21 protein-coding genes are annotated in these 20,524 nt (G+C 67.7%); 13 read left to right on the forward strand and 8 right to left on the reverse strand.

All coding sequences use genetic code 11. The features are described from left to right. The gene (locus tag ACH438_RS00875) at positions 1–492 is read right to left on the reverse strand and encodes a general stress protein (protein WP_396999707.1); all 492 of its coding nucleotides are present in this window, start codon (positions 490–492) and stop codon (positions 1–3) included. A gap of 12 nt (positions 493–504) precedes the next feature. Continuing rightward, positions 505–1,485 (reverse strand): HpcH/HpaI aldolase/citrate lyase family protein, encoded by a 981-nt coding sequence (locus ACH438_RS00880; protein WP_396999709.1) that lies wholly within the window; start codon positions 1,483–1,485, stop codon positions 505–507. 72 nt (positions 1,486–1,557) lie between these two features. On the opposite strand from ACH438_RS00880, the gene ACH438_RS00885 reads away from it, so the two are divergent. The 9 genes from ACH438_RS00885 to ACH438_RS00925 all read left to right on the forward strand — a co-directional run bounded on the left by ACH438_RS00885 (position 1,558) and on the right by ACH438_RS00925 (position 10,177). Continuing rightward, a complete protein-coding gene (locus ACH438_RS00885) occupies positions 1,558–2,883 on the forward strand; it encodes a magnesium transporter MgtE N-terminal domain-containing protein (RefSeq protein WP_396999711.1) in 1,326 nt (441 codons plus the stop codon). Then, on the forward strand, positions 2,880–3,467 hold the full coding sequence (locus ACH438_RS00890; RefSeq protein WP_396999713.1) for a DUF1003 domain-containing protein: 588 nt from the start codon (positions 2,880–2,882) through the stop codon (positions 3,465–3,467). Before ACH438_RS00885 ends, ACH438_RS00890 begins: the two co-directional genes overlap by 4 nt. 157 nt (positions 3,468–3,624) lie before the next feature. Further along, positions 3,625–5,106 (forward strand): lytic murein transglycosylase, encoded by a 1,482-nt coding sequence (locus ACH438_RS00895; RefSeq protein WP_396999715.1) that lies wholly within the window; start codon positions 3,625–3,627, stop codon positions 5,104–5,106. A 193-nt stretch (positions 5,107–5,299) separates the two neighbouring features. Further along, positions 5,300–6,172 carry a lytic transglycosylase domain-containing protein gene (locus tag ACH438_RS00900; protein WP_396999717.1) on the forward strand — a complete coding sequence of 291 codons (873 nt, stop codon included), beginning with the start codon at positions 5,300–5,302 and terminating at the stop codon, positions 6,170–6,172. 221 nt (positions 6,173–6,393) lie between these two features. Continuing rightward, entirely contained in the window at positions 6,394–7,530 is a 1,137-nt protein-coding gene (locus ACH438_RS00905; RefSeq protein WP_396999719.1) for an Mrp/NBP35 family ATP-binding protein, read from the forward strand. 78 nt (positions 7,531–7,608) lie between these two features. After that, on the forward strand, positions 7,609–8,091 hold the full coding sequence (locus ACH438_RS00910) for a DivIVA domain-containing protein (RefSeq protein WP_396999721.1): 483 nt from the start codon (positions 7,609–7,611) through the stop codon (positions 8,089–8,091). Continuing rightward, positions 8,088–8,663, forward strand: coding sequence for a DNA-3-methyladenine glycosylase I (locus tag ACH438_RS00915; protein WP_396999723.1), 576 nt, complete (start codon positions 8,088–8,090; stop codon positions 8,661–8,663). The genes ACH438_RS00910 and ACH438_RS00915 overlap by 4 nt, the downstream gene beginning before the upstream one ends. A 165-nt stretch (positions 8,664–8,828) precedes the next feature. Further along, entirely contained in the window at positions 8,829–8,996 is a 168-nt protein-coding gene (locus ACH438_RS00920) for a DUF3117 domain-containing protein (RefSeq protein WP_396999725.1), read from the forward strand. 95 nt (positions 8,997–9,091) lie between these two features. Next, positions 9,092–10,177 carry a putative RNA methyltransferase gene (locus ACH438_RS00925; protein ID WP_396999727.1) on the forward strand — a complete coding sequence of 362 codons (1,086 nt, stop codon included), beginning with the start codon at positions 9,092–9,094 and terminating at the stop codon, positions 10,175–10,177. Here ACH438_RS00925 and ACH438_RS00930 read toward each other — a convergent pair. Further along, positions 10,159–11,046 carry a LysR family transcriptional regulator gene (locus ACH438_RS00930; RefSeq protein WP_396999729.1) on the reverse strand — a complete coding sequence of 296 codons (888 nt, stop codon included), beginning with the start codon at positions 11,044–11,046 and terminating at the stop codon, positions 10,159–10,161. The two genes, ACH438_RS00925 and ACH438_RS00930, sit on opposite strands and share 19 nt — an antisense overlap. 81 nt (positions 11,047–11,127) lie before the next feature. Here ACH438_RS00930 and ACH438_RS00935 point away from each other — a divergent pair, with 81 nt between their 5' ends. Further along, complete coding sequence (locus tag ACH438_RS00935) at positions 11,128–11,613, forward strand: GNAT family N-acetyltransferase (protein ID WP_396999731.1); 486 nt, start codon at positions 11,128–11,130, stop codon at positions 11,611–11,613. 17 nt (positions 11,614–11,630) lie between these two features. Here ACH438_RS00935 and glgA read toward each other — a convergent pair whose 3' ends face one another. Next, on the reverse strand, positions 11,631–12,788 hold the full coding sequence (glgA, locus tag ACH438_RS00940; RefSeq protein ID WP_397000705.1) for a glycogen synthase: 1,158 nt from the start codon (positions 12,786–12,788) through the stop codon (positions 11,631–11,633). 286 nt (positions 12,789–13,074) lie between these two features. On the opposite strand from glgA, the gene glgC reads away from it, so the two are divergent. From glgC to ACH438_RS00955, 3 genes are all read left to right on the forward strand, one after another. Then, a complete protein-coding gene (gene glgC, locus ACH438_RS00945) occupies positions 13,075–14,289 on the forward strand; it encodes a glucose-1-phosphate adenylyltransferase (protein ID WP_396999733.1) in 1,215 nt (404 codons plus the stop codon). 89 nt (positions 14,290–14,378) lie between these two features. Continuing rightward, positions 14,379–15,563: a hypothetical protein gene (locus ACH438_RS00950; RefSeq protein WP_396999735.1), complete on the forward strand. Its 1,185-nt coding sequence runs from the start codon at positions 14,379–14,381 to the stop codon at positions 15,561–15,563. 77 nt (positions 15,564–15,640) lie between these two features. Beyond that, a complete protein-coding gene (locus ACH438_RS00955) occupies positions 15,641–16,858 on the forward strand; it encodes a hypothetical protein (RefSeq protein WP_396999737.1) in 1,218 nt (405 codons plus the stop codon). Between the two features lie 44 nt (positions 16,859–16,902). Here ACH438_RS00955 and ACH438_RS00960 read toward each other — a convergent pair whose 3' ends face one another. The 4 genes from ACH438_RS00960 to ACH438_RS00975 all read right to left on the reverse strand — a co-directional run bounded on the left by ACH438_RS00960 (position 16,903) and on the right by ACH438_RS00975 (position 20,474). After that, positions 16,903–17,322 carry a hypothetical protein gene (locus tag ACH438_RS00960; RefSeq protein WP_396999739.1) on the reverse strand — a complete coding sequence of 140 codons (420 nt, stop codon included), beginning with the start codon at positions 17,320–17,322 and terminating at the stop codon, positions 16,903–16,905. Positions 17,323–17,416: 94 nt separating this feature from the next. After that, the gene (locus tag ACH438_RS00965) at positions 17,417–17,647 is read right to left on the reverse strand and encodes a hypothetical protein (RefSeq protein ID WP_396999741.1); all 231 of its coding nucleotides are present in this window, start codon (positions 17,645–17,647) and stop codon (positions 17,417–17,419) included. A gap of 218 nt (positions 17,648–17,865) precedes the next feature. Then, complete coding sequence (locus ACH438_RS00970; protein WP_396999743.1) at positions 17,866–19,518, reverse strand: ABC transporter permease; 1,653 nt, start codon at positions 19,516–19,518, stop codon at positions 17,866–17,868. Further along, positions 19,515–20,474, reverse strand: a complete 960-nt coding sequence (locus ACH438_RS00975) for an ATP-binding cassette domain-containing protein (RefSeq protein WP_396999745.1) — start codon at positions 20,472–20,474, stop codon at positions 19,515–19,517. The genes ACH438_RS00970 and ACH438_RS00975 overlap by 4 nt, the downstream gene beginning before the upstream one ends. Positions 20,475–20,524: the final 50 nt, after the last annotated feature.

The following is a 20,524-nucleotide window of genomic DNA, read 5'->3' on the forward strand; positions in this document are numbered from 1 at the left end:
TCAGATGGCCAGCCGGGCCAGCATGTCCCGCGCCTGCTCGGCCGTCTTCGGATCGCACAGGACGTCGTACCGGCCCGCCACCAACTGCATGGTGGACGCGAAATCCCGCTGCCCGCGCGTGGCGGCATACGGAATCGTCGCCGAGATGAGCCCGAAGATGATGCCGCCCACCAGGCCCACGATCAGTGGCCCGAAGGCGCCGCCGGAGGTGAACAGGCTCAGCAGCAGACCCAGGAACAGGCCCAGCCAGGCGCCCGAAACCATGCCGCCGCCAATGACTTTCCCCCAGGTCAAGCGGTACAGCACCCGCTCGACCTGCATCAGGTCGACACCGACGATGGTCACGCCCTCCACCGGGAACTGGTTGTCGGCCAGGTAATCCACCGCCCGCTGCGCCTCCGCATAGGTCGGATACGAGCCGATCGGCCAGCCCGACGGTGGCGTGGGCAGACCCGGACGGTTCCGGTTCGCGTTCCCCATGGGATTCGTCATGACTCCATCATGCTATTTCTGCTCGTCCGACGGGGGATCGCCGTGCCCGTTTTCAAAGAAACGCGTGGTTCGCGCCATTCCCGCCGCCCGTCCCTTATCGGCTATGACCTGCGCCATTTTCGCACTGGCCTCGTCGATCATCTCGTCCCCCAGCATGACCGCGCCCCGCGCACCGCCCGCCGCCGACGTGTGGAAGGCGTACGCGTCCAGAATCTCTTCGGCGCGATCGTAATCCGTCTGCCGCGGGCTGAAGATCTCGTTGCACGCGGTGATCTGATCCGGGTGCAATACCCACTTGCCGTCGAAACCCAGTGCGGCCGTGCGCGCGGCATTGCGGCGGAAACCGTCGATATCGCGCACCGCCAGGTACGGGCCGTCGATGGCCTGCAGGCCGTGGGCGCGCGCCGCCAGCAGGATGGTCATGTAGATGTGGTGATACGCGTCACCCGGCTCGTAGCCCTCCGGCTGTTCACCCACGACCAGGGTGCGCATATTGATGGACGCCATGAAATCGGCCGGGCCGAACACCAGGGTCCGCACGCGCGGGCTCGCCGTCGCAATGGCATCGATATTGCGCAACCCGATCGCATTCTCGATCTGCGGCTCGATACCGATCCGGCCGACCTCGAGTCCGTGCGCCTTCTCCAATTGCGTCAGCAGTAGATCCAGCGCCTGTACCTGGCCGCCGTCGGTCACCTTCGGCAACAGCAGGGCATCGAGGTGCGCGCCCGCGCCCTCGACCACGGCGATCACATCCGCGTAGGTGTACTCGGTGGTCCAATCGTTGACCCGCACAACGCGAATCTGCGCGCCCCAGCCGTCCGAGTTCAGCGCCGCGACGATGTTCGCGCGCGCGGCCGCCTTCGCTCCGGGCGCGACGGCGTCCTCCAGGTCCAGGAAGATCTCGTCGGCGGCCAGGCCCTTCGCCTTCTCGATCATGCGCGGATTGCTGCCGGGGACCGCCAGGACCGAGCGGCGCGAACGCGATGTCATGGGTCACTCCTTCGGGGGTGAGAACTCGTGGCGCGACATTACGGACCGACGCGACCACTAGCCTTATCACCCATGGCAGCGACGAAGGTATTCGCCGCCCGGGTAGCGGGCTTGGTGGTTTTGGGACCGGACGGCGAGTCCATCGGTCGACTCCGCGATCTGGTGGTCTCCATCCGATACGACCGGCAACAGCCGCGCACACTCGGCATTCTCGTCGAATTGCCTACGCGCAAAAGGATTTTCGTACCGATGCTGCGGGTGCAGAGCATCGAGCCCGGCGCGGTCACCCTCACCACCGGCACCATCAGCGTGCGGCGCTTCGAACAGCGCCCCGGCGAGGTGCTGGCCGTCGCGCAGCTGCTCGACTCCACGGTCCGGGTGGTCGACCCGGAACTGCCGCAGCTGCTCGACACCGATGTGGTGGTGGTCGACCTCGGCATCGAACAGTCCCGCACCCGCGACTGGGTGGTGTCCCGGGTCGCCGTGCGCGAACGCCGGCGGCTCAGCGTCGGCTTCGGCCGGCGCGGGTCGGTGCACGTGGTCGACTGGGCGCAGGTGCGCGGCCTCACCCAGAACGACCTGAACCTGCCCGGACAGGACGTCACCTCGCTGCTGGCCCAGTTCGAGGGCATGCGGCCCGCCGACGTCGCGCACCTGCTGCGCGAACTACCGGGCAAGCGCCGCATCGAGGTCGCCGCCGCCCTCGACGACGAACGCCTCGCCGACGTCGTACAGGAACTCCCCGAGAACGACCAGGTGGAACTGCTCGAACAGCTCGGCGTGGAACGCGCCGCCGACCTGCTCGAGGCCATGGACCCCGACGACGCCGCCGACCTGCTGGGCGAACTGCCCGAGACAGAAGCGGAATCGCTACTGGCGCTGATGGATCCGGAGGACTCCGAACCGGTCCGCCGCCTGCTCGAGCACGCGCCCTACACCGCCGGTGGCCTGATGACCCCGAAACCGGTGGTGCTCACCGCCTCCACCACGGTCGCCGAGGCGCTGGCCCGCATCCGCGATCCCGAACTGACGCCCGCGCTGGCCTCCATGGCCTTCGTGGTGCGCCCGCCCACCGCCACCCCCACCGGCCGCTACCTGGGTTGCGTGCATTTCCAGCAGCTGCTGCGCGAACCGCCCGCGGCCCTGGTCGGCGGTATCGTCGACACCGATCTGGTGCAATTGCGGCCCGACGCGCCGCTCACCGCCGTGACCCGCTACTTCGCCACCTACAACCTGGTGTGCGGGCCGGTGGTGGACGCGGAGAATCACCTGCTGGGCGCGGTCACCGTCGACGACGTGCTCGACCACCTGCTGCCCGAGGACTGGCGCGAGCAGGACGAGGATCAACACGATGTGCACGGCAAGCCCGTGATGGAGGGAACGGGAGGCCGCTCATGAGCGAGCGCATCGAGAAACTCAGTGCCCGGCAGCGGCTGGAGACGCCCGTCGAATCACGCTTCCGCGGGTTCGACTGGGACGCCGAGGCTTTGGCGGGCGCCAGCGAGAAGGTGGCCCGCTTCCTCGGCACCGGCCGCTACCTGGTGATCCAGACCGTGATCGTGGTGGTGTGGATCCTGTTGAACGTCTTCGCACTCCGCCTGCAGTGGGACCCGTACCCGTTCATCCTGCTGAACTTGGCCTTCTCCACCCAGGCCGCCTACGCGGCGCCGCTCATCCTGCTGGCGCAGAACCGGCAGGACAATCGCGACCGGGTCTCGCTGGACGAGGATCGGCGGCGGGCGGCCCAGACGAAGGCGGACACCGAATTCCTGGCGCGCGAACTCGCGTCGGTGCGCCTCGCGGTGGGCGAGGTGGCGACACGCGACTATGTTCGGCGTGAGCTCGACGACATCAAGGAAGCGCTGTTCAGGCTGGAGAAGCTGGCGGCGGACGGCGAGGTCGTGCGGGTGAAGAAGGCCAAGAAGACTACCGAGCGGAGGCGCCCCGAGGTCGCGATTCCGTCGCAAGAAGATAGCGAGTGACCACACAAGTTCGTGACGAATGAGGTGACTGCTGGGTAACCTGGATCACGTTGTTCCGAGCGACCGACCCAGACACTGCCGCAGTATGAGTGTCGTCACCGGGATCCGGCCGCACGACCGAGGGGATTGTGTGGTGGCGAAGAGAATATCTGCACCGGTGACAGCGTCGGCGCTTTTGATAGCGGGCCTGGTCACCGCCGGTTCGGCCACCAACACGACAGTGCACACCGCCGCCGCGCCACAGGCCGCGCCGGAAGCGCTGCTGGCCGCCTCGGCCGCCGGAAACGGGGACCGATCCGGCGCCGCGCCGTCCTCGGATCAGCTCGTGGGGCTGGTTCCGGCGGCTCCGGACGCCCCCCGCAAACTCAGCGCAATGACCCCGCCCGCCGACGGCCGGCTGCCCGGCAGCGTGCCGCTGCAGGACGTCGCCCTGCCCGGCGGCACCGGCGTCCTCGGCATTCCGGAACTGGTGCTGGCCGCGTATCGCAATGCGGAACTGGCCATGCAGTCCTCCGAACCCAACTGCCACCTGCCCTGGTACCTGCTGGCCGGCATCGGGCGCATCGAGTCCAATCACGCCAACAACGGCCGCACCGACGCCGCGGGCACCACCACCTCGCCGATCTACGGTCCGGCACTGGATGGGACGCTCGCCGGTAACGAGGTGATCAAGGCCACGGACGGCAGTTATGTGCGCGCCATCGGGCCCATGCAGTTCCTGCCCGGCACCTGGGCCGCCTACGCCGCCAACGGCAAGGGCAGCGGGACACCCGACCCGAACAATGTCTTCGACGCCGCCCTGGCCGCGGGCAAGTACCTGTGCTCCGGCGGACTGGATCTCGCCGATCCGGCGCAGGAGCTGAAAGCCGTACTGCGCTACAACAATTCGATGGCGTACGCGTCCAACGTGCTCAGCTGGGCGAACGCGTACAAGACCGGCGCCGCGCCCACCCAGGTGAGCATCTCGCCGGATCTGATCCCGCCCAACTCGTGGCCCGCCAACGGCGGCCCGGACATCACCGTGGCCTCCGGCAGCCTGCCCGCCGACACCACGACCACCACCACCCAGGCGCCGCAGCCGGCCGCCACCACGCAGCAGCCGACCCAGGTGATGATCACCATCCCGGGCCTGCCGCCCATCCCGTGCGGCATCTTCTGCCCGGCGCCCGCGCCCGTGAATCCCTGCCAGCAAGCCACGATTCCGGCGCAACAGGACAAGCCGGACGCCAAGCCCGACGACGCCAAACCGGCCGACGACGCGAACAAGGCCGCGAACGCCGACGCCAAGCCGCAGGACGGCGTGCAGCCGGGGCAGGCGCAGGAGCAGAAGTTCGGACCCGACGGCAAGCCGGTCACGCCCGACCCCGCCACCGCGAATTGCACGGTGCAGAACCCGAATCAGCCGCAGAACCAGCCACAGCCCGCGGTGCAGCCGAACCAGGGTCAGCCGGCCGCGCCCGAACAGCAGCAGCCCGCCAGGACCACCGATCCGGCCCCGATGGCGCCGGCCCCGCAGGCCGAGCAGGCGCCCCAATCCGCGCCGACCACAACGGTTCCCGCACCGGCGATCACACTGCCGTTCGGTATCACCATTCCGGTTCCGGTGCTGCCCATGCCGGCTCCCGCCCCGGCCAACTGACACCGTCGACAGGCCGGCCCGACCTGCCCTTTCCGGGCGGTGGGGCCGGCCTGTCGGAGTACCTGCATCGCGGCCGCGTAAACGCTCCATCAAGGATTGTCACGGAGTCGTAACGGAAAGGTCTCGAATGCGGTAGCCTTGTTTCACTTGCAGCACCCGGCAACCACCGATGGCAATGGAGGGTCACCACAAAGTGGGACGTCACCGTAAACCCCCGGTCCTGAAAGTTCGACGCGGATCGGTCATCGCACTCGCCGGGCTGGTGCCCACCGGTCTCGCCACCGTCACCGGCGCATCCGACAGCAATCTCGTCGACGCCCTGACTTCGACTGTGCACCACCAGTTCTCGGGCGACACCGACGAACAACTACCCAGGCAAGAGGCGGCCGCCATGCCGGTCGCCGCCCCGGACCCCGTCTTACACGAAGCGAAACAGGTTGTGCCCGTTGCGCCCCCGATCGTGAAGACCGTGGCCCAGCCCGCCAACCGCGAACGCGCGAACCTCCCCGCCGGACCGCTCGGCGTGCCCGGTATCGCGATGGCCGCCTACAAGAACGCGGAAGGCATTCTGGCGGCGGAGAATCCGGAATGCCACATGTCGTGGTCCATGCTGGCCGGTATCGGCCGGGTGGAATCCACGCACGGCTACGGCGGCAATGCCGACAGCCAGGGCAATATGATCGAACCCGTCTACGGGCCCGTCCTGGACGGAAGTCTGGCCGGTAACAACGTGGTTCACGATTCCAGCGGCGGCGACCTGGACGGCCTCTCCGGCCCCTACCGCCGCGCCGTCGGCCCCATGCAGTTCCTCCCGGAAACCTGGCGCAAGTACGCCGCCGACGCCACCGGCAACGGCATCTCCGACCCCCAGAACATGTACGACGCCGCCCTCACCGCCGGCAAATACCTCTGCGACGGCGGCCTCGACATGCGCAACCCGGCCCAGCAGACCCGCGCCATCCTCCGCTACAACAACTCCATGGCCTACGTAGCCAACGTCATGGCCTGGGAGTCCGCCTACGACACCGGCCAACTCCCCAAGCAAGCCGCCCTCCCCCGCATCTGACGACGCTGATCCAGCGCGGCCCCGCCCACGGGTTCGACACCGCACCACCCTTGCGGGTTCGACGCCACACACCGTGGGTTCGACGCCACACACCCGTGAGTTCGACGCCGCGCCCCTTAGGAGTTCAGCGCCGTTCCGCGGTTGGGGTTTCAGGGGCGAAGCCCCGGCGCCGGGAGGGGGAGCCGCGAGCCCCGAGAGTTGGCTCAACCTAGACTGGCGTCATGCCAGTGGTTATGGAATCGGATGTGCGGGGCGCGCTCGCGAAGGTGAACGACCCGGAGATCCGGAAACCGATCACCGAGCTGGGCATGGTGAAGAGCGTCGAGATCGGCGACGACGGCAGCGTCCACGTCGTGATCTACCTGACGACCTCGGCCTGCCCGATGAAATCCGCTATCCAGGAACGCGTCACCAAAGCGGTCGCCGACGTGGCCGGGGTCGGCGCCATCACGGTCGGCCTCGACGTCATGAACGACGAGCAGCGCACCGAACTCCGCAAGAAGCTCCGCGGCGACGCCGCCGAACCGGTCATCCCGTTCGCGCAGCCCGGCTCGCTGACCCGCGTCTACGCGGTCGCCTCAGGTAAGGGCGGCGTCGGAAAGTCCAGTGTCACCGTGAATCTCGCGGCCGCCATGGCCGAACGCGGTCTCGCCGTGGGCGTCCTGGACGCCGACATCTACGGTCACTCCGTGCCGCGCATGCTGGGCACCGATCAGCGCCCCACCCAGGTGGAGCGGATGATCATGCCGCCGCAGGCCCACGACGTGAAGGTCATCTCCATCTCCATGTTCACCCAGGGCAATACGCCCGTGGTGTGGCGCGGGCCGATGCTGCACCGGGCGCTGCAGCAGTTCCTGGCCGACGTGTTCTGGGGCGACCTGGACATCCTGCTGCTGGATCTGCCGCCCGGCACCGGTGACGTGGCGATCTCGCTGGCGCAGTTGATCCCGAACGCGGAGATCCTGGTCGTCACCACCCCGCAGCTGGCCGCCGCCGAGGTGGCCGAGCGGGCCGGGTCCATCGCCCTGCAGACGCGGCAGCGGATCGCCGGCGTCATCGAGAACATGTCCTGGCTGGATCTGCCCGACGGCTCGCGCATGGACCTCTACGGTTCCGGCGGCGGCCAGACCGTCGCCGACAACCTCACCCGGGCAATCGGCGCGAATGTCCCCCTCCTGGGCCAGATCCCGATCGAACAACAACTCCGCGAAGCCGGCGACGAAGGCACCCCCATCGTCCTCCGCGCCCCGGACTCCGCCTCCGGCAAGGCCTTGCGCGAAATCGCCGACAAACTCGCCATCCGCCGCCGCGGCCTGGCCGGCATGTCCCTCAACATCGACACCACCCGCCACCTGTAGCTGAAGGGCCGAATTCGAGGGCCGGTTTCCGCCGGGGTGCGGGGGCGTATCCGGGTGGCGTGCACCTAAGCTCGGGGCATGCTCACGATGCTTCTGTACGTGCTGATCGTCGGTCTCGTGGCGGCGTTGCTGTTCCTCGTGGCGAGTGCGCTGTTCGGGCGCTCGGAGGAGCTGGGGCCGCTGCCGGAGGGCACCACGGTCACCGTGCTACCGGCCGAGGGCATCGACGGGAGTGATGTGCGGGCGTTGCGGTTCCAGCAGGTGTTCCGGGGATACAAGGCGGGCGAGGTGGATTGGGCGCTGACCCGGCTGGCGGCCCGCATCGATGAGCTGGAGCGGGAACTGGCCGGCACGCAGGTGCATACGGAGAACGGGGAGCAGCCGGCGGACGCGGACGCGCCCGACGGCGATGAGCCGGCGGAGCGGCCGCTGGAGGGTTTGGCGGGACCGGATCCGGCGCCGCGGCCCGTGGTGGCCGAGCCGGGTGAATCCACTTCCACTCCGGTGCCCCGGGTTCTGACGGGTGAACCGGAATCCATCGAGGAGCCGAGCGAGAAATGAGCGCGCCGGATTCGATTGCGGATGGCAAGGTCCGATGCGGTTGGTCGGAGGGTTCGCTGCTTTATCGGGATTACCACGACAGCGAATGGGGACGTCCGCTGCACGGTGATGACGCGTTGTTCGAACGGATGTGCCTGGAGGCATTCCAGTCGGGTTTGGCGTGGATCACTATTCTGCGCAAGCGCCCCGCCTTCCGCGCCGCATTCGACGGCTTCGTCATCGAGAAGGTGGCGGCGTATGACGAACGGGATGCGGAACGCCTCATGGCGGATGCGGGCATAGTTCGCAATCGAGCCAAAATCGAGGCCAGCATCCATAACGCGCAGGTTGCCCGCGACCTCGGCGAGAGCCTCGACGACCTGCTCTGGTCCTTCGCTCCGGCCCCCCGGAAACGCCCGCGCAGCATGTCCGATGTGCCCGCTGTCACAGCCGAATCCACCGCTCTCGCAAAAGAACTCAAGCGCCGCGGATTCAAGTTCGTGGGACCCACGACCGCCTATGCGCTCATGCAGGCGACCGGGATGGTAGACGATCACGTGGCCGATTGCTGGGTGAATGTGAGTACTTCGTAGACGGCACGACGGTCGGTTTTTGGAACTCAGGTACCCGCCCCGATCCGCGATAGGGAAGAATGGGCTTGGTGTGGCCCGCCACGAGCCGGCGGGCCGCCTGGTTGGTGACAACTGGAGTTCCATGAAAGTGCGCAGCAGACCGCGCAGATCTGGAGGGAGCAGAGGATGGCGGCCATGAAGCCCCGCACCGGGGACGGTCCCCTCGAGGCAACCAAGGAAGGGCGTGGAATCGTCATGCGGGTTCCACTCGAGGGTGGCGGGCGTCTGGTCGTCGAGCTGACTCCGGAGGAAGCCGCAGCGCTGGGTGAAGAACTGAAGAGTGTCACCAGCTAGTACCCGAACCTGCCCGTGCCGGTGAGCCTCGACGATCCTCCGGGAAGCCGGCTCACTGGCACTGGTCTCACCGGCGCCAGTCCATCGGTGCTTCGGTGAATACCCGAGACCCCATCGGTGCAGCCGAGCCGTCCCCTGTGGACGGGCTTCTCACCTGCGCCGATCTATTGGCCTGCCCGGAATGCGCCCGGCCTCTCAACCCTGAGGCCCGGACCTTGCGCTGCCCCGCGGGCCACACTTTCGACCTCGCGAAACAGGGCTACGTCAGCCTCCTCACCGGCGCCGCCACCAAGATGACCGGTGACACGCCGGCCATGCTCGACGCCCGCGCCGCCTTCCAATCCGCCGGCCACTTCGCCCCCTTGGCCGAGGCGATCACCCACACCCTCACCACCGCCCTCACCGCCGAGCGGGTCGGCTCGACCGAGTCCGACTCTGCGGATCGTGCTTCGGCGATGCGAACCACCACTATTGCCAGGCAGGGCTGCGGTATCGCCACGCCCGGCAGCGCGATGGTGGCGACGTCGGCGGCCCGGCTGGCCGCCGCACTGCTGGCGGCGCAACGTTCCGACGATGAAGCCCCGGCAAGAGCTGCCGGCCGTAGCGGTGGCACCGCTGTACTGGAGATCGGGGCGGGGACGGGCTATTACCTTGCTGCCGTGCTTGATTCGCTGCCGCGGGCGCGAGGGATTGCCCTGGATGTTTCGAAGGCGGCGGCGCGGCGGGCGGCGCGGGCTCACGTCAGCGCCGGGGCGGTGCTCGCGGATGCCTGGCGGGGGTTGCCGGTGCGCGATCGCGCCGTGGATGCGGTGGTGTGTGTTTTCGCGCCGCGCAATGCCGATGAAGTGGCGCGGGTGCTGCGCCGGGGCGGGATATTCGTCGTGGTCACGCCGACGCCGCGGCATCTGGGCGAGATCGTCGGGCCGCTGGGCATGGTGAGTGTGGATGCGGCCAAACAGGATCGGCTGGCCGAATCGCTGGGCGAGCGGTTCGAGGCGGTCGAGCAGGTCGCGGTCGAGTATTCGATGTCGCTCACGCATGCGGATATCGCGAATGTCGCGGGCATGGGCCCGTCGGCGCATCATGCGGCGCAGGAGCGCGCGGATCGGATTGCGGCGCTGCCCGATCCCCTGCCGGTGACGGCGTCGGTGACCGTCGCGGTCTATCGACCGAGGGCCTGAAACGGCATCAGGTCCAGCAGATTGCGGACCAGGGGACGTTCGTCGCCGGCTCGATTGGCTATATATATGGTCGTTTCCGCATCGCAGTCGGCGAGCGGAATGATTCGTGCCGACGCCGGAGCGGTGAAAGTGGCACTGCGCGGGGCGACAGTGACCCCGAGACCGGCCGCCACCAAATACAGAACGATGGTCCAGTTGGTGGCTTCCTGGACGATGCGGGGACGCCGGCCCGATTTCAGCAAAGGCGACAGATTCTTCTCGTACGCGAGTTCGCCTGCGGCGCGCGGAAAGAACACCATCGGATAGTCGGCGAGTTCCGCGCCCGTGAGGCTGCTGCGGTCCGCGACCGGATGATCGGCGGGCAGCACGGCCACGAACGGTTCGGTCATGAGCGGCGCGGTCACCGTGCCGGGCCGGGGATCGGGATCGCGGACGATGGCCAGATCGAGGCCGCCGGTGGCGAGCCGTTCCATGAGGTGGCTGGTGAACCCTTCCGCCAGCTCGACTTGCACGAGCGGGAACTGCTCCCGGAACGCGCGCACACCGCGCAAAGGTTCGAGCGGCAGTACCGATGGCACGAAGCCGAGGTAGAGCGTGCCCTGACTGCCCTCCCCGATGCGGGTGATCTCGGCGAGGTCGCGGTCGGCGTGCCCGAGCAGGGCGATGGCACGCTCCTGCAGCACCGCGCCGGCGGGGGTGAGGGCGACGGTCCGGGAGGTGCGGTCGAGCAGTTTGGCGCCGAGCAGGGTTTCCAATCGCTGGATCTGCTGGGTGAGGGCGGGCTGGGCGATGTGCAGCCGGGCGGCGGCGCGCCCGAAGTGCAGTTCGTCGGCGACCGCCAGAAAGTATCGGAGGTGCCGGAGCTCCACACCATCAACCATAAGTTGAACATATCAATCCGAGCTATCAAGTATTGGACGTTATGGTTGCAGGCAAGTGATGCTTGTCGGGTGACTCTCATCAAGCCCATGTCCACGGCCGCCGATGCTCGCGCGTTCAAGACCCTCAATCTGGAGTGGATCGATGCCCTGTTCGGTGTCGAGCCCGCCGATCTGGCCACCCTCGACCATCCGGAGAAGATCGTCGCGGCAGGCGGGCAGGTGCTGGTGGCGCGGGACGGCGAGGACATCGTCGGCTGTGTCGCCCTGGTCGCGGAGGAGCCGGGCGTCTTCGAGATCTCGAAAATGGCGGTGACGCCGCGGGCGCGGGGGCGCGGGATCGGCCGGCTGCTGTTGAACGCGGCCGTCGGATACGCCCGCTTGCACGGCGCCACCACGTTGTTCCTGGCGAGCAATGCCCGGCTGACCGATGCGGTACACCTGTACGAATCGGTGGGTTTCGTGCATGTGCCGCCGGCGGAACTGCGGCCCATCCCCTATGACCGCGCCGACGTGTTCATGAAATTCGAACTGCAGGACCGAGTTCCGACGGCCTAGCTTTACGAACAGAGGCTCTAGCTTTTGCGAACAGAGTCGTAGATCCGCGCAGTGCGGGCTGCGACCTGATTCCAATCGAATTCGGCAATGGCCCGCGCCCGCCCCGCGACACCCATTTGCGCGGCCGAAACCTGATCGGCGGCAACCCGGTTGACGGCGCGGGCCAGGCCCTGCCGGTATTCCTCGGGCGCGGTCTCGTCGTAGTGCACGAGCCGCCCGGTCTCGCCCTCGGCGACGACCTCGGGAATCCCGCCCACATCGGAGGCCACCACCGCCGTCCCGCAGGCCATGGCCTCCAGGTTCACGATCCCCAGCGGCTCATACACCGAGGGACACACGAAAACCGTTGCGGCCGCGAGCACTTGGCGCACCAGCTCGGTGGGCAGCATCTCCTTCACCCAGTACACGCCGTCACGAGTGGCGCACAGTTCACGGACGGCCGCGGCGACCTCGGCCTCCATGGCGGGTGTGTCGGCGGCTCCGGCCAGCAGGACGAGCTGAATGTCCGGATCGAAATGCCGTGCGGCGGCCAGTAAGTGGGCGACGCCCTTCTGCCGGGTGATGCGCCCGACGAAGGCGGCGATGGGCCGGTCCATGCGCACGCCGAGTTCGCCGAGAATGTCCCGGGAGCCGATCTTGGGCCCGCCGGGATGCCACACGTCGGCGTCGATGCCATTGCGGACCACGTGCACCTTGCCCGGATCGATGTCCGGGTAGGCGGCGAGGACGTCGGCGCGCATGCCGGCGCTCACCGCGATGACGGCGTCCGCGTAGGTGACGGCATTGAGCTCGGACCAGGACGAGAGCCGGTATCCCCCGCCCAGCTGTTCGGCCTTCCAGGGCCGCCGCGGTTCCAGCGAATGCGCGGTCAGCACATGCGGAATCCCGAAGAGTTCGGCGGCGAGGTGCCCGGCGAGCCCGGTGTACCAGGTGTGCGAGTGCACGACATCGGCCGTCCCCGCGGCATCGGCCATGCGCAGCTGCGCGGACATCATCTGCAATACGGAGTTGGCGGCGTACAGCATCGGGTCCGGCATGTGCACGACCGCGTCCGCGCGCGGCACGCCCATGCAGTGCACGGTGACATCGCACAGCTGCCGTAGTCGTGGAACCAGTTCGGTGACATGCACGCCCGCCCCGCCGTACACCTCGGGCGGGTACTCGCGGGTCATCATCGCAACGCGTAGTCCGCGCGCTGTGTCCAATTTGCCTCCGCTTCGCTGCGGCGGTTCGCGGCCCTGCACGCTCGGTCTTCCCTCCTCCGCTCCTCCGCTTCGCTCCCCCGCTCCGTCAGTCCAGACCGAGCCGGGCCGCGAACGAGCGGGCACGGTTCAAACTAGACGCTTGCTCGTCGCGGCTCCAATCGCCACGACGCGCCGTGGGCGACACCCCGCCGAAAGTAAGCGAACACGGGACCACACGGACATTCCGTGTTCGATTAGTACCGGTAGTTTTGGCGGTGTGAGGAGCCAGCCGCACGTACTCGGGATCGTGCTCGCCGGTGGCGAGGGCAAGCGACTCTTCCCGCTCACCAAGGACCGCGCGAAGCCGGCGGTCCCCTTCGGTGGCGCGTACCGGCTCATCGATTTCGTGTTGTCGAATCTGGTGAATGCCGGTTACCTGCGGATTTGTGTGCTCACGCAGTACAAGTCGCATTCGCTGGACCGGCACATCTCGCAGACGTGGCGGCTGTCGGGGTTCGGCGGCGAGTACATCACTCCGGTGCCGGCGCAGCAACGGCTGGGTCCGCGCTGGTACACCGGATCGGCGGACGCGATCATGCAGTCGCTGAACCTGATCTACGACGAGGACCCGGAGTACATCGTGGTGTTCGGCGCCGATCACGTGTACCGGATGGATCCGGAGCAGATGGTGCAGGCACACATCGAATCCGGTGCGGGCGTGACGGTGGCGGGCATCCGGGTGCCGCGCAGTACGGCGAGTGCGTTCGGCTGCATCGACTCCGATGAATCCGGCCGCATCACCGGCTTTCTGGAGAAGCCGGCGCATCCGCCCGGCACCCCGGACGATCCGAATGTCACCTTCGCGTCCATGGGCAATTACGTGTTCACCACGAAGGTGCTGGTGGACGCGATCCGCGCGGACGCGGACGACGGCGATTCCGACCACGACATGGGTGGCGACATCATTCCGGGCCTGGTGCGCTCGGGTGCGGCCGCGGTCTACGACTTCAATGGCAATGTGGTGCCCGGCGCGACCGACCGCAGTCGCGGCTATTGGCGTGATGTCGGCACCTTGGACGCCTTCTACGAGGCGCACATGGATCTGGTGTCCGTGGATCCGGTCTTCGATCTCTACAACAAGCATTGGCCGATTCGTGGCGCCGCGGAGAATCTGCCGCCGGCCAAGTTCGGGCGCGGCGGGCTGGCGCAGGAGTCGATCGTGGGTGCGGGCAGCATCTTGTCGGCGGCCACGGTCCGCAATTCGGTGTTGTTCTCGAACGTGTTCGTGGAGGACGGCGCGACGGTGGAGGGCAGTGTGCTCATGCCGGGTGTGCGGATCGGGCGCGGCGCGGTGGTGCGGCACGCGATTCTGGACAAGAACGTGGTGGTGTCGGAGGGCGAGATCATCGGCGTGGATCTGGACCGCGACCGGGATCGTTTCGCGGTGAGCAATGGCGGCGTGGTGACCGTCGGCAAGGGCGTCTGGGTCTGATCACCTCGCGTTTCGGAGTGGACAGCGCACAGTCCGGGCCCGAAAATCGGTGAGGGAGTGCCGCCGGCAGGCGCGCGGGAGGGATCGATATGGGCCGCAGGGCACGGATCACAGCGGGCTTCGCCTGCGTGGCATTGACGGCGCTGGTGGCGGGCTGCGGGCAGCAGGGCCATGCGGTGCCGGGCGAATTGGATGTCCGCAAGCTGGACACCGGGACCTACCCGGTGAATCGCTACACCTACGACAAGAATTCGGGCGGTAAGGGCGCGCTGCTGGAGGGCATGCGGATGGCCGATGCCGTGGTGCCGACCCTCAAGGTCGATTCCAGCCTGAACGTGGGCCGCGACGGCCAGGTGCTGACCTCCGTCGACGATGTGGTGAGCGTGAGCCGGCTGTCCTCGTCCGCGCGGCCGATCCTGCAGAATCGCGGTTTCATCGTCGGATTCGCGGCGGGTGGCTCGGATCGCGAGGACATCAACGGCGATCCGGATCCGAACGGCACCACCGTCACACTGCGCCTGCTGCGTTTCCCCTCGGCCGACAATGCGAAGCTGGCGGCGAAGGAGCTGGAGGACGCCGATTTCAGTGTGGCGCTGAACCAGAACCAGAAGCTGACGCTGCCCGACTATCCGGATGCCTTCTCGCATTGGCGGCCGGGTGTGCCGACCATCGGCGTGACCATGCCGCGCGGCCAGTTCGTCATCTCGGTGTTCGCGTCCCGGCCGTCGGCCGATCAGACCGATCTGCTGTCGTGGGCGAAGAAGTCCCTCGACGCGGAGGTGCCGGCGGTGGACGCCTTCCAGCCCACCCCGTCGGACAAGCTGGATCAGCTGCCGGTGGACCCGGACCGGATGCTGGCCCGCACCCTGGTCGCCGACCGCGACAACCGTTCTCCGGATCCGGACAAGTTCGCGGTGTACGGCCCGAACTTCCTGATCATGCTGGACGACAATATGGCGCTGCGGTCCCGGCTCGTATCCGACACCGGCATGGACGAATTGAGCGAAGCCGACGACAGTTTCCTCTTCCGCGTGCGGGATGCGAAGGGCGGGCTGGATCTGGTCGCGGGCCTCATCGCCAGTCTGGGTGAAACCTCCGGAAACGGGCCCGACGGAGTGCCGGACACGAAATGCGTGCATCACCCGACGGGTTCCGAACCGTACCGCTGCTATGTCGTCTACAAACGCTATGTCGGCGTGGTGAACAGCGCGACCGAGGGCGATGCGCAGAAGCGCGCGACGGCACAATACGCGCTGCTCGCCAATAGTCTGTGACCCGAAAACCCTGACACACCCGCATATTCGGCAGACAATCGAATGAACAGCGGTCTGCTGTGCGGGGAGGGATCGTCATGGGCCGAAATGCCAGGGCGACAAGGATTATCGGACTCATCTGCCTGGGCGCGATGCTGGTGGTGAGCGGCTGCGCTGCGCAGGGGCATCCGATCGCCGGTGAGATCGATGTCCGCACACTGGCTGTCGGAAACTATCCGGTGAGCCGCTTCCACTACAACCAGGACGCACAGGGACACGGCGATCTGCTGGAAGGCATGCGGATGTCCGCGGCGGTCGTGCCGACGGTGCGCATCGACCCGACCTTGAACGTCGGCTGGCCGGTGGGCGTGCACACCAAGGATCAGATGGACGATGTGGTGAAGGTCGACGGGATGTCCGGGGTGTCGGTGCCGGTGCTGCAGAACCGTGGATTCATCGTGGATTACGCGTCCGGTGGCGCCGACCGCACGTTGCCGCCGAGCGTCGACCCCACACAGCCGAATCTGAACGCGGTGTCCGTCGTGCTGCTTCGTTTCGACACGGCGGATGACGCGACGCTGGCCGCACAGGAGTTGGAGGCCGCCGACTTCGAAGTGGCGCTGCAACAGAATCAGCGATTGTCGATCGACGCTTATCCGAACGCGCTGATCCATTGGCGGCCGGGTGTCGCCACGGTTGCCGTGTGGATGGCGCGCAAACAGTTCGTCGTCCGGTTGTTCGTCACCACGCTCAGCGCCGACCAGCAGGAACTATTGTCTTTGGCGCACAAGGCCCTGGATGCCGAGGTACCGGCGGTGGATGCCTTCCAAGCGACTCCCACCGACAAATTGAATACTCTGCAAGTCGATCCCGGCGATCTGCTGGCCCGCGCGGTGGTGGCACAGCGGGATCCTGCGAGGGTACCCGATCCATCGAATTTCGCAGTCTACAACCCCGACGAATTGATCGACGCGTCAACGGATAAGGCGGCCCGGCAGCAGATGATCGACAAAGCCGGAGTGGACGAGATCGGCATCGTGGATACCGATGTCATCCTCCGCACTCGAAGCACCGCGGCCGGCCTGGGGCTGGTGGCGGATCTCATCGCCTACGTCGGCAATTCGTATTCGGCGGACACCTCGCCACCACAGGTGCCCGATGCGAAGTGCCTGCACAACAACGGCAGTGGAGACGGCAAGGCATACCGCTGTTTTGTCCCGTACAAGCGCTATCTGGCGGTGGTGAACAGTGATACGGCCGTGGATGCGCAGCAGCAGGCCACTGCCGAGTACGCGCTGCTGGCCAACAGCATGTAGCTGTTCCGGCGAGAACTGTTGCGGGAGTGCGTGATATCGCCGGATCAGAAGCGGATGACGTCGGAATCCAGTGCGCGCCAGGCGGCGGGCCGGCCGGTGCAGGCGGAATCCTTTGCGGCGTCGGCGCGTCCGGTGTCGTCGTGTGCGTGGCGGACGGGTTCATGGCCGTTGCGGCCGGTGCGGCGCAGGCCGGGGCTGTCGTCGCGGAAGCGGTAGTCGCGGAAACCGAACGGCTGCAGCAGTGCTCGCAGGAAGTCGGCGCCGTCCTCGGGCAGCACCGTGCGGTCCTCACCGGGCAGGTCGACGCCTTGGTGGAACCAGACGCGGGCGACGAGTCCTTCGACGGGGTCGACCGCCCGGAAGGTGGCGTGGCCGGTGGCGGTGAGCCGGAATTCGGCGATCCGGCGCCATTGCCCGGCTTCCTGGAGATACAGGCCTACCACGGCCGGAGTCCGCTGCCCCATGGGAAAACCTTCGATCCTCGAACTGATTCTCGTGGAGTATCCGTGCAGCCCGAGCGGAAACCTGGTTGTGGCCCCGAATCACACCGGGCAGTCGTTACTGCGGGTAGCTGGGGGTGGGGGGTGTGCTGGAAATGCAGAACGGTGCGCAGGGTCCCGGGGTCGGGGAGACCGCGGGCGACTGTTCGTCGAACCGCGCGCCGCTGACCAGCAGCAGGACCAGGAGTCCCGCGCCCAGGATCAGACCGAAGAAAACCAGTCCGCCCCATAGCCAGCCGGCCGGCAGATGCACACCGAGCATCACGCCTTCGAACATGTCTTCATCCATATCCTTGCGTCCTGGAAAATCGTTCCCCTTTGGGGTACCACCGGAACCCGGGCCGGATCCAGCCCCCGCCACTGCCTTTGCGCTGCCCGGCCCGGCGAGTTGTGGTGCACCGTACCGCCGGTGGAGATGTGCTGCAGCGCAAGCAAACCCCTGGGAAACAGCGAACGGCGCCACCGGTTTTCCGGTGACGCCGTTCGTATGCCCGCGCGGGCGCGCGGCTAACGCAGATCGCGCCCGCGGAATCCGATCAGTCCGGCCGCGATCAGGATCGCGTCGATGATCAGCAGGACGATCAACGGCGTCGCGGTGAACGCCGAGCCCGGGATGTGCGGCGCGTGCTCGAACGGATCGAGATCACGGAACCATTGGGGGCAGCCGGAAATCGATCCCAGCAGGTACACCGCGATGGCGGCGGACAGCACGCCCCACGCCACCGTGGTCCAGCGCGGCAGCAGCCCGAACAGCAGCAGGGTGGCGGCGGGGAAGAACCACACCGCGGGCAGCTGAACCATTGCGGCGCCCATGGTTTCGCTGAGCTTGCCGGGCACGTCCCCGGCGGCCCGGCCGTAGAGCAGTCCGGCCAGCAGTCCGGTGACCGCCATGGCCAGCGCGGATCCGAGCAGCGCGAAACTCAGATGCGAAGCGGCCCAGCGGATCCGGGACACCGCGCCGGTGAGCACGATCTCGGCGCGATCGGAGGACTCCTCGGCGTGCAGCCGCAGCGCCGCCGACACCGCGTAGGCCGCCGCGCCGATCCCGATGAACACGAACGCGAAGGAGATGAGCGCCTGCTCCAGCGCGGCATTGCCGCCCATGCGCGTGATGACATCCCGGATGCCCTGGCTGCTGCCGAGCTCGTTGCCGATGCCGTGCACCACGCTGCCGAGCAGCAGGCCGTACAGTCCGAGCCCGACCGTCCAGGCCAGCAGCGTGCCGCGTTGCAGCCGCCAGGCCAGTCCGAACGGACCGCCGAGCAGCGGTCCCGCCGTGGCCGCGCCGGGTCGTTCGGCGATCAGGCCCGCGCCCAGATCCCGGTGCGCCAGCAGGTAGTACGCGACGCCGGTGAGCACCACCGCCAGCGCCAGCTGCAGCAGCAGGATGGCGAAATGATCACCGGCATAGGGCCGTACCTGCAGCGCCCACCCCAGCGGGGAGAGCCAGGTGAGGACGCTGGTGGGTCCGGCTCCGGCGCGGACGTCACCGATGGCCCGCAGCGTGTAGGTCACGGCGAGCACCGCGAAGGCGATGCCGCGCGCCACCCGGGCGCCGGTGCTCAGCTGGGCCGCGACGGCAGCCACCGAGGCGTACACCGCACCGGACCCGGCCAGCGCCAGCCCGAAGGCCAGCGAACCCGCGGCGGGCACATCGCTTTTCGCGAGACTCACGAAGGCGAGCAGCCCGATCAGCAGGCAAGCCCCGTAGACCAGCAGCAGGGTCGCGGTCAGACCAGCGAACCGCCCGACGCGGGTGGAGGCGACCAATTCCTCACGGCCGGTCTCCTCTTCGGCGCGGGTGTGCCGGATGACGGTCAGGATGGTGGCGACGGCGACGAGCACATGGAACATGCCCGCCTTCCAGATGCCGGCCGCGCCCAGGCTGTTGTTGTAGATCGGCCCGTACATGGCCAGCTGCGCCGGGCTGGCGAGCACGCTGGAGACGAAGTTCGCCAGGTCGGCGGGGGTGTGATACACCTTCGCGATGCTCTTGATGTAGACCGAGCCCAGCGGCAGCGACAGGATGACGACCCACAGCGGCAGCACCACGCGATCGCGGCGCAGGTACAGCCGCAGCAGTTGCCCGGTGCCGGTGAAATCCGTTGAGCGCAACGGTGATTCGAGCGCTCGCGGTGCGGTGGCGGTAATGGCGGTCATTTCGCGGCCTGCTGCAATGCGGAGGTGGACGCGGGCCGCTCGCCGGCGGCGGGCGCGTCGCCGTTGAGCGAATAGTGCCGCAGGAACAGCTCTTCCAGCGTCGGCGGCTGGCTGACGAGGCTGCGCACGCCGGCGTCGCCGAGCACGCGGATGAGTTCGCCGAGGTGTTCGGCGTCTACCTGGCAGTGCAGGGTGTTGCCCTCGATGTCGATATCGCTGACGCCGGGGATGCGGCCGAGATCGCCCGGGCTGCCGGTCAATTCGGCGGTGATGGAGGTGCGGGACAGGTGCCGCATATCGGCGAGGGCGCCGGTCTCCACGGTCTTGCCGGCGCGGATGATGGTGACCCGCTTACACAGCTTCTCCACCTCGGAAAGGATGTGGCTGGAGAGCAGCACGGTGGTGCCGCGCGCGACGGCCTCGCTCACGCATTCGTTGAAGGTCTGTTCCATCAGCGGGTCCAGGCCGGAGGTGGGTTCGTCGAGCAGCAGCAGCCGCGCGTTGGAGGAGAACGCCGAGACCAGCGCGACCTTCTGCCGGTTGCCCTTGGAGTAGGTGCGCGCCTTCTTCTTCGGGTCGAGTTCGAAGCGGTCGATGAGCTCGGCGCGGCGTGCCTGATCGATGCCGCCGCGCATGCGGGCCAGCAGGTCGATGGTCTCGCCGCCGGACAGCGACGGCCACAGCGTGACATCGCCGGGGACGTAGGCGAGGTCGCGGTGCAGTGCGACCGCGTCGGTCCACGGATCGCGCCCGAAGACCCGGGCCTCGCCCGAGGTGCGGGACAGGATGCCGAGCAGGACGCGGATGGTGGTGGATTTCCCGGCGCCGTTGGGCCCCAGGAATCCGTGCACCTCGCTTTCGGCGACCTCGAGGTCGAGGCCGTCGAGCGCGTGCACCTGCCCGAAGTTCTTGTGCAGGTCCCGGATTTCGATCACCGGGGCGGCTGGGACGTTCATCGAATCTCCTTGCAGGAAAACGACGTTGGATGGGTTTGTGCTGCGAATGA

Source organism: Nocardia sp. NPDC020380 (genome assembly GCF_044386975.1).
Lineage (GTDB): Bacteria > Actinomycetota > Actinomycetes > Mycobacteriales > Mycobacteriaceae > Nocardia.

Excerpts from the sequence above, each read along its gene's own strand:
- ACH438_RS00885 (WP_396999711.1), top strand. The coding sequence starts at position 1,558 with ATGGCAGCGACGAAGGTATTCGCCGCCCGGGTAGCGGGCTTGGTGGTT.
- ACH438_RS00890 (WP_396999713.1), top strand. The coding sequence starts at position 2,880 with ATGAGCGAGCGCATCGAGAAACTCAGTGCCCGGCAGCGGCTGGAGACG.
- ACH438_RS00920 (WP_396999725.1), top strand. The coding sequence starts at position 8,829 with ATGGCGGCCATGAAGCCCCGCACCGGGGACGGTCCCCTCGAGGCAACC.
- ACH438_RS00880 (WP_396999709.1), bottom strand. The coding sequence starts at position 1,485 with ATGACATCGCGTTCGCGCCGCTCGGTCCTGGCGGTCCCCGGCAGCAAT.
- ACH438_RS00955 (WP_396999737.1), top strand. The coding sequence starts at position 15,641 with ATGGGCCGAAATGCCAGGGCGACAAGGATTATCGGACTCATCTGCCTG.
- ACH438_RS00905 (WP_396999719.1), top strand. The coding sequence starts at position 6,394 with ATGCCAGTGGTTATGGAATCGGATGTGCGGGGCGCGCTCGCGAAGGTG.
- ACH438_RS00965 (WP_396999741.1), bottom strand. The coding sequence starts at position 17,647 with ATGGATGAAGACATGTTCGAAGGCGTGATGCTCGGTGTGCATCTGCCG.
- ACH438_RS00960 (WP_396999739.1), bottom strand. The coding sequence starts at position 17,322 with ATGGGGCAGCGGACTCCGGCCGTGGTAGGCCTGTATCTCCAGGAAGCC.
- ACH438_RS00950 (WP_396999735.1), top strand. The coding sequence starts at position 14,379 with ATGGGCCGCAGGGCACGGATCACAGCGGGCTTCGCCTGCGTGGCATTG.
- ACH438_RS00910 (WP_396999721.1), top strand. The coding sequence starts at position 7,609 with ATGCTCACGATGCTTCTGTACGTGCTGATCGTCGGTCTCGTGGCGGCG.
- ACH438_RS00970 (WP_396999743.1), bottom strand. The coding sequence starts at position 19,518 with ATGACCGCCATTACCGCCACCGCACCGCGAGCGCTCGAATCACCGTTG.
- ACH438_RS00975 (WP_396999745.1), bottom strand. The coding sequence starts at position 20,474 with ATGAACGTCCCAGCCGCCCCGGTGATCGAAATCCGGGACCTGCACAAG.
- ACH438_RS00875 (WP_396999707.1), bottom strand. The coding sequence starts at position 492 with ATGACGAATCCCATGGGGAACGCGAACCGGAACCGTCCGGGTCTGCCC.
- glgA (WP_397000705.1), bottom strand. The coding sequence starts at position 12,788 with ATGATGACCCGCGAGTACCCGCCCGAGGTGTACGGCGGGGCGGGCGTG.
- ACH438_RS00915 (WP_396999723.1), top strand. The coding sequence starts at position 8,088 with ATGAGCGCGCCGGATTCGATTGCGGATGGCAAGGTCCGATGCGGTTGG.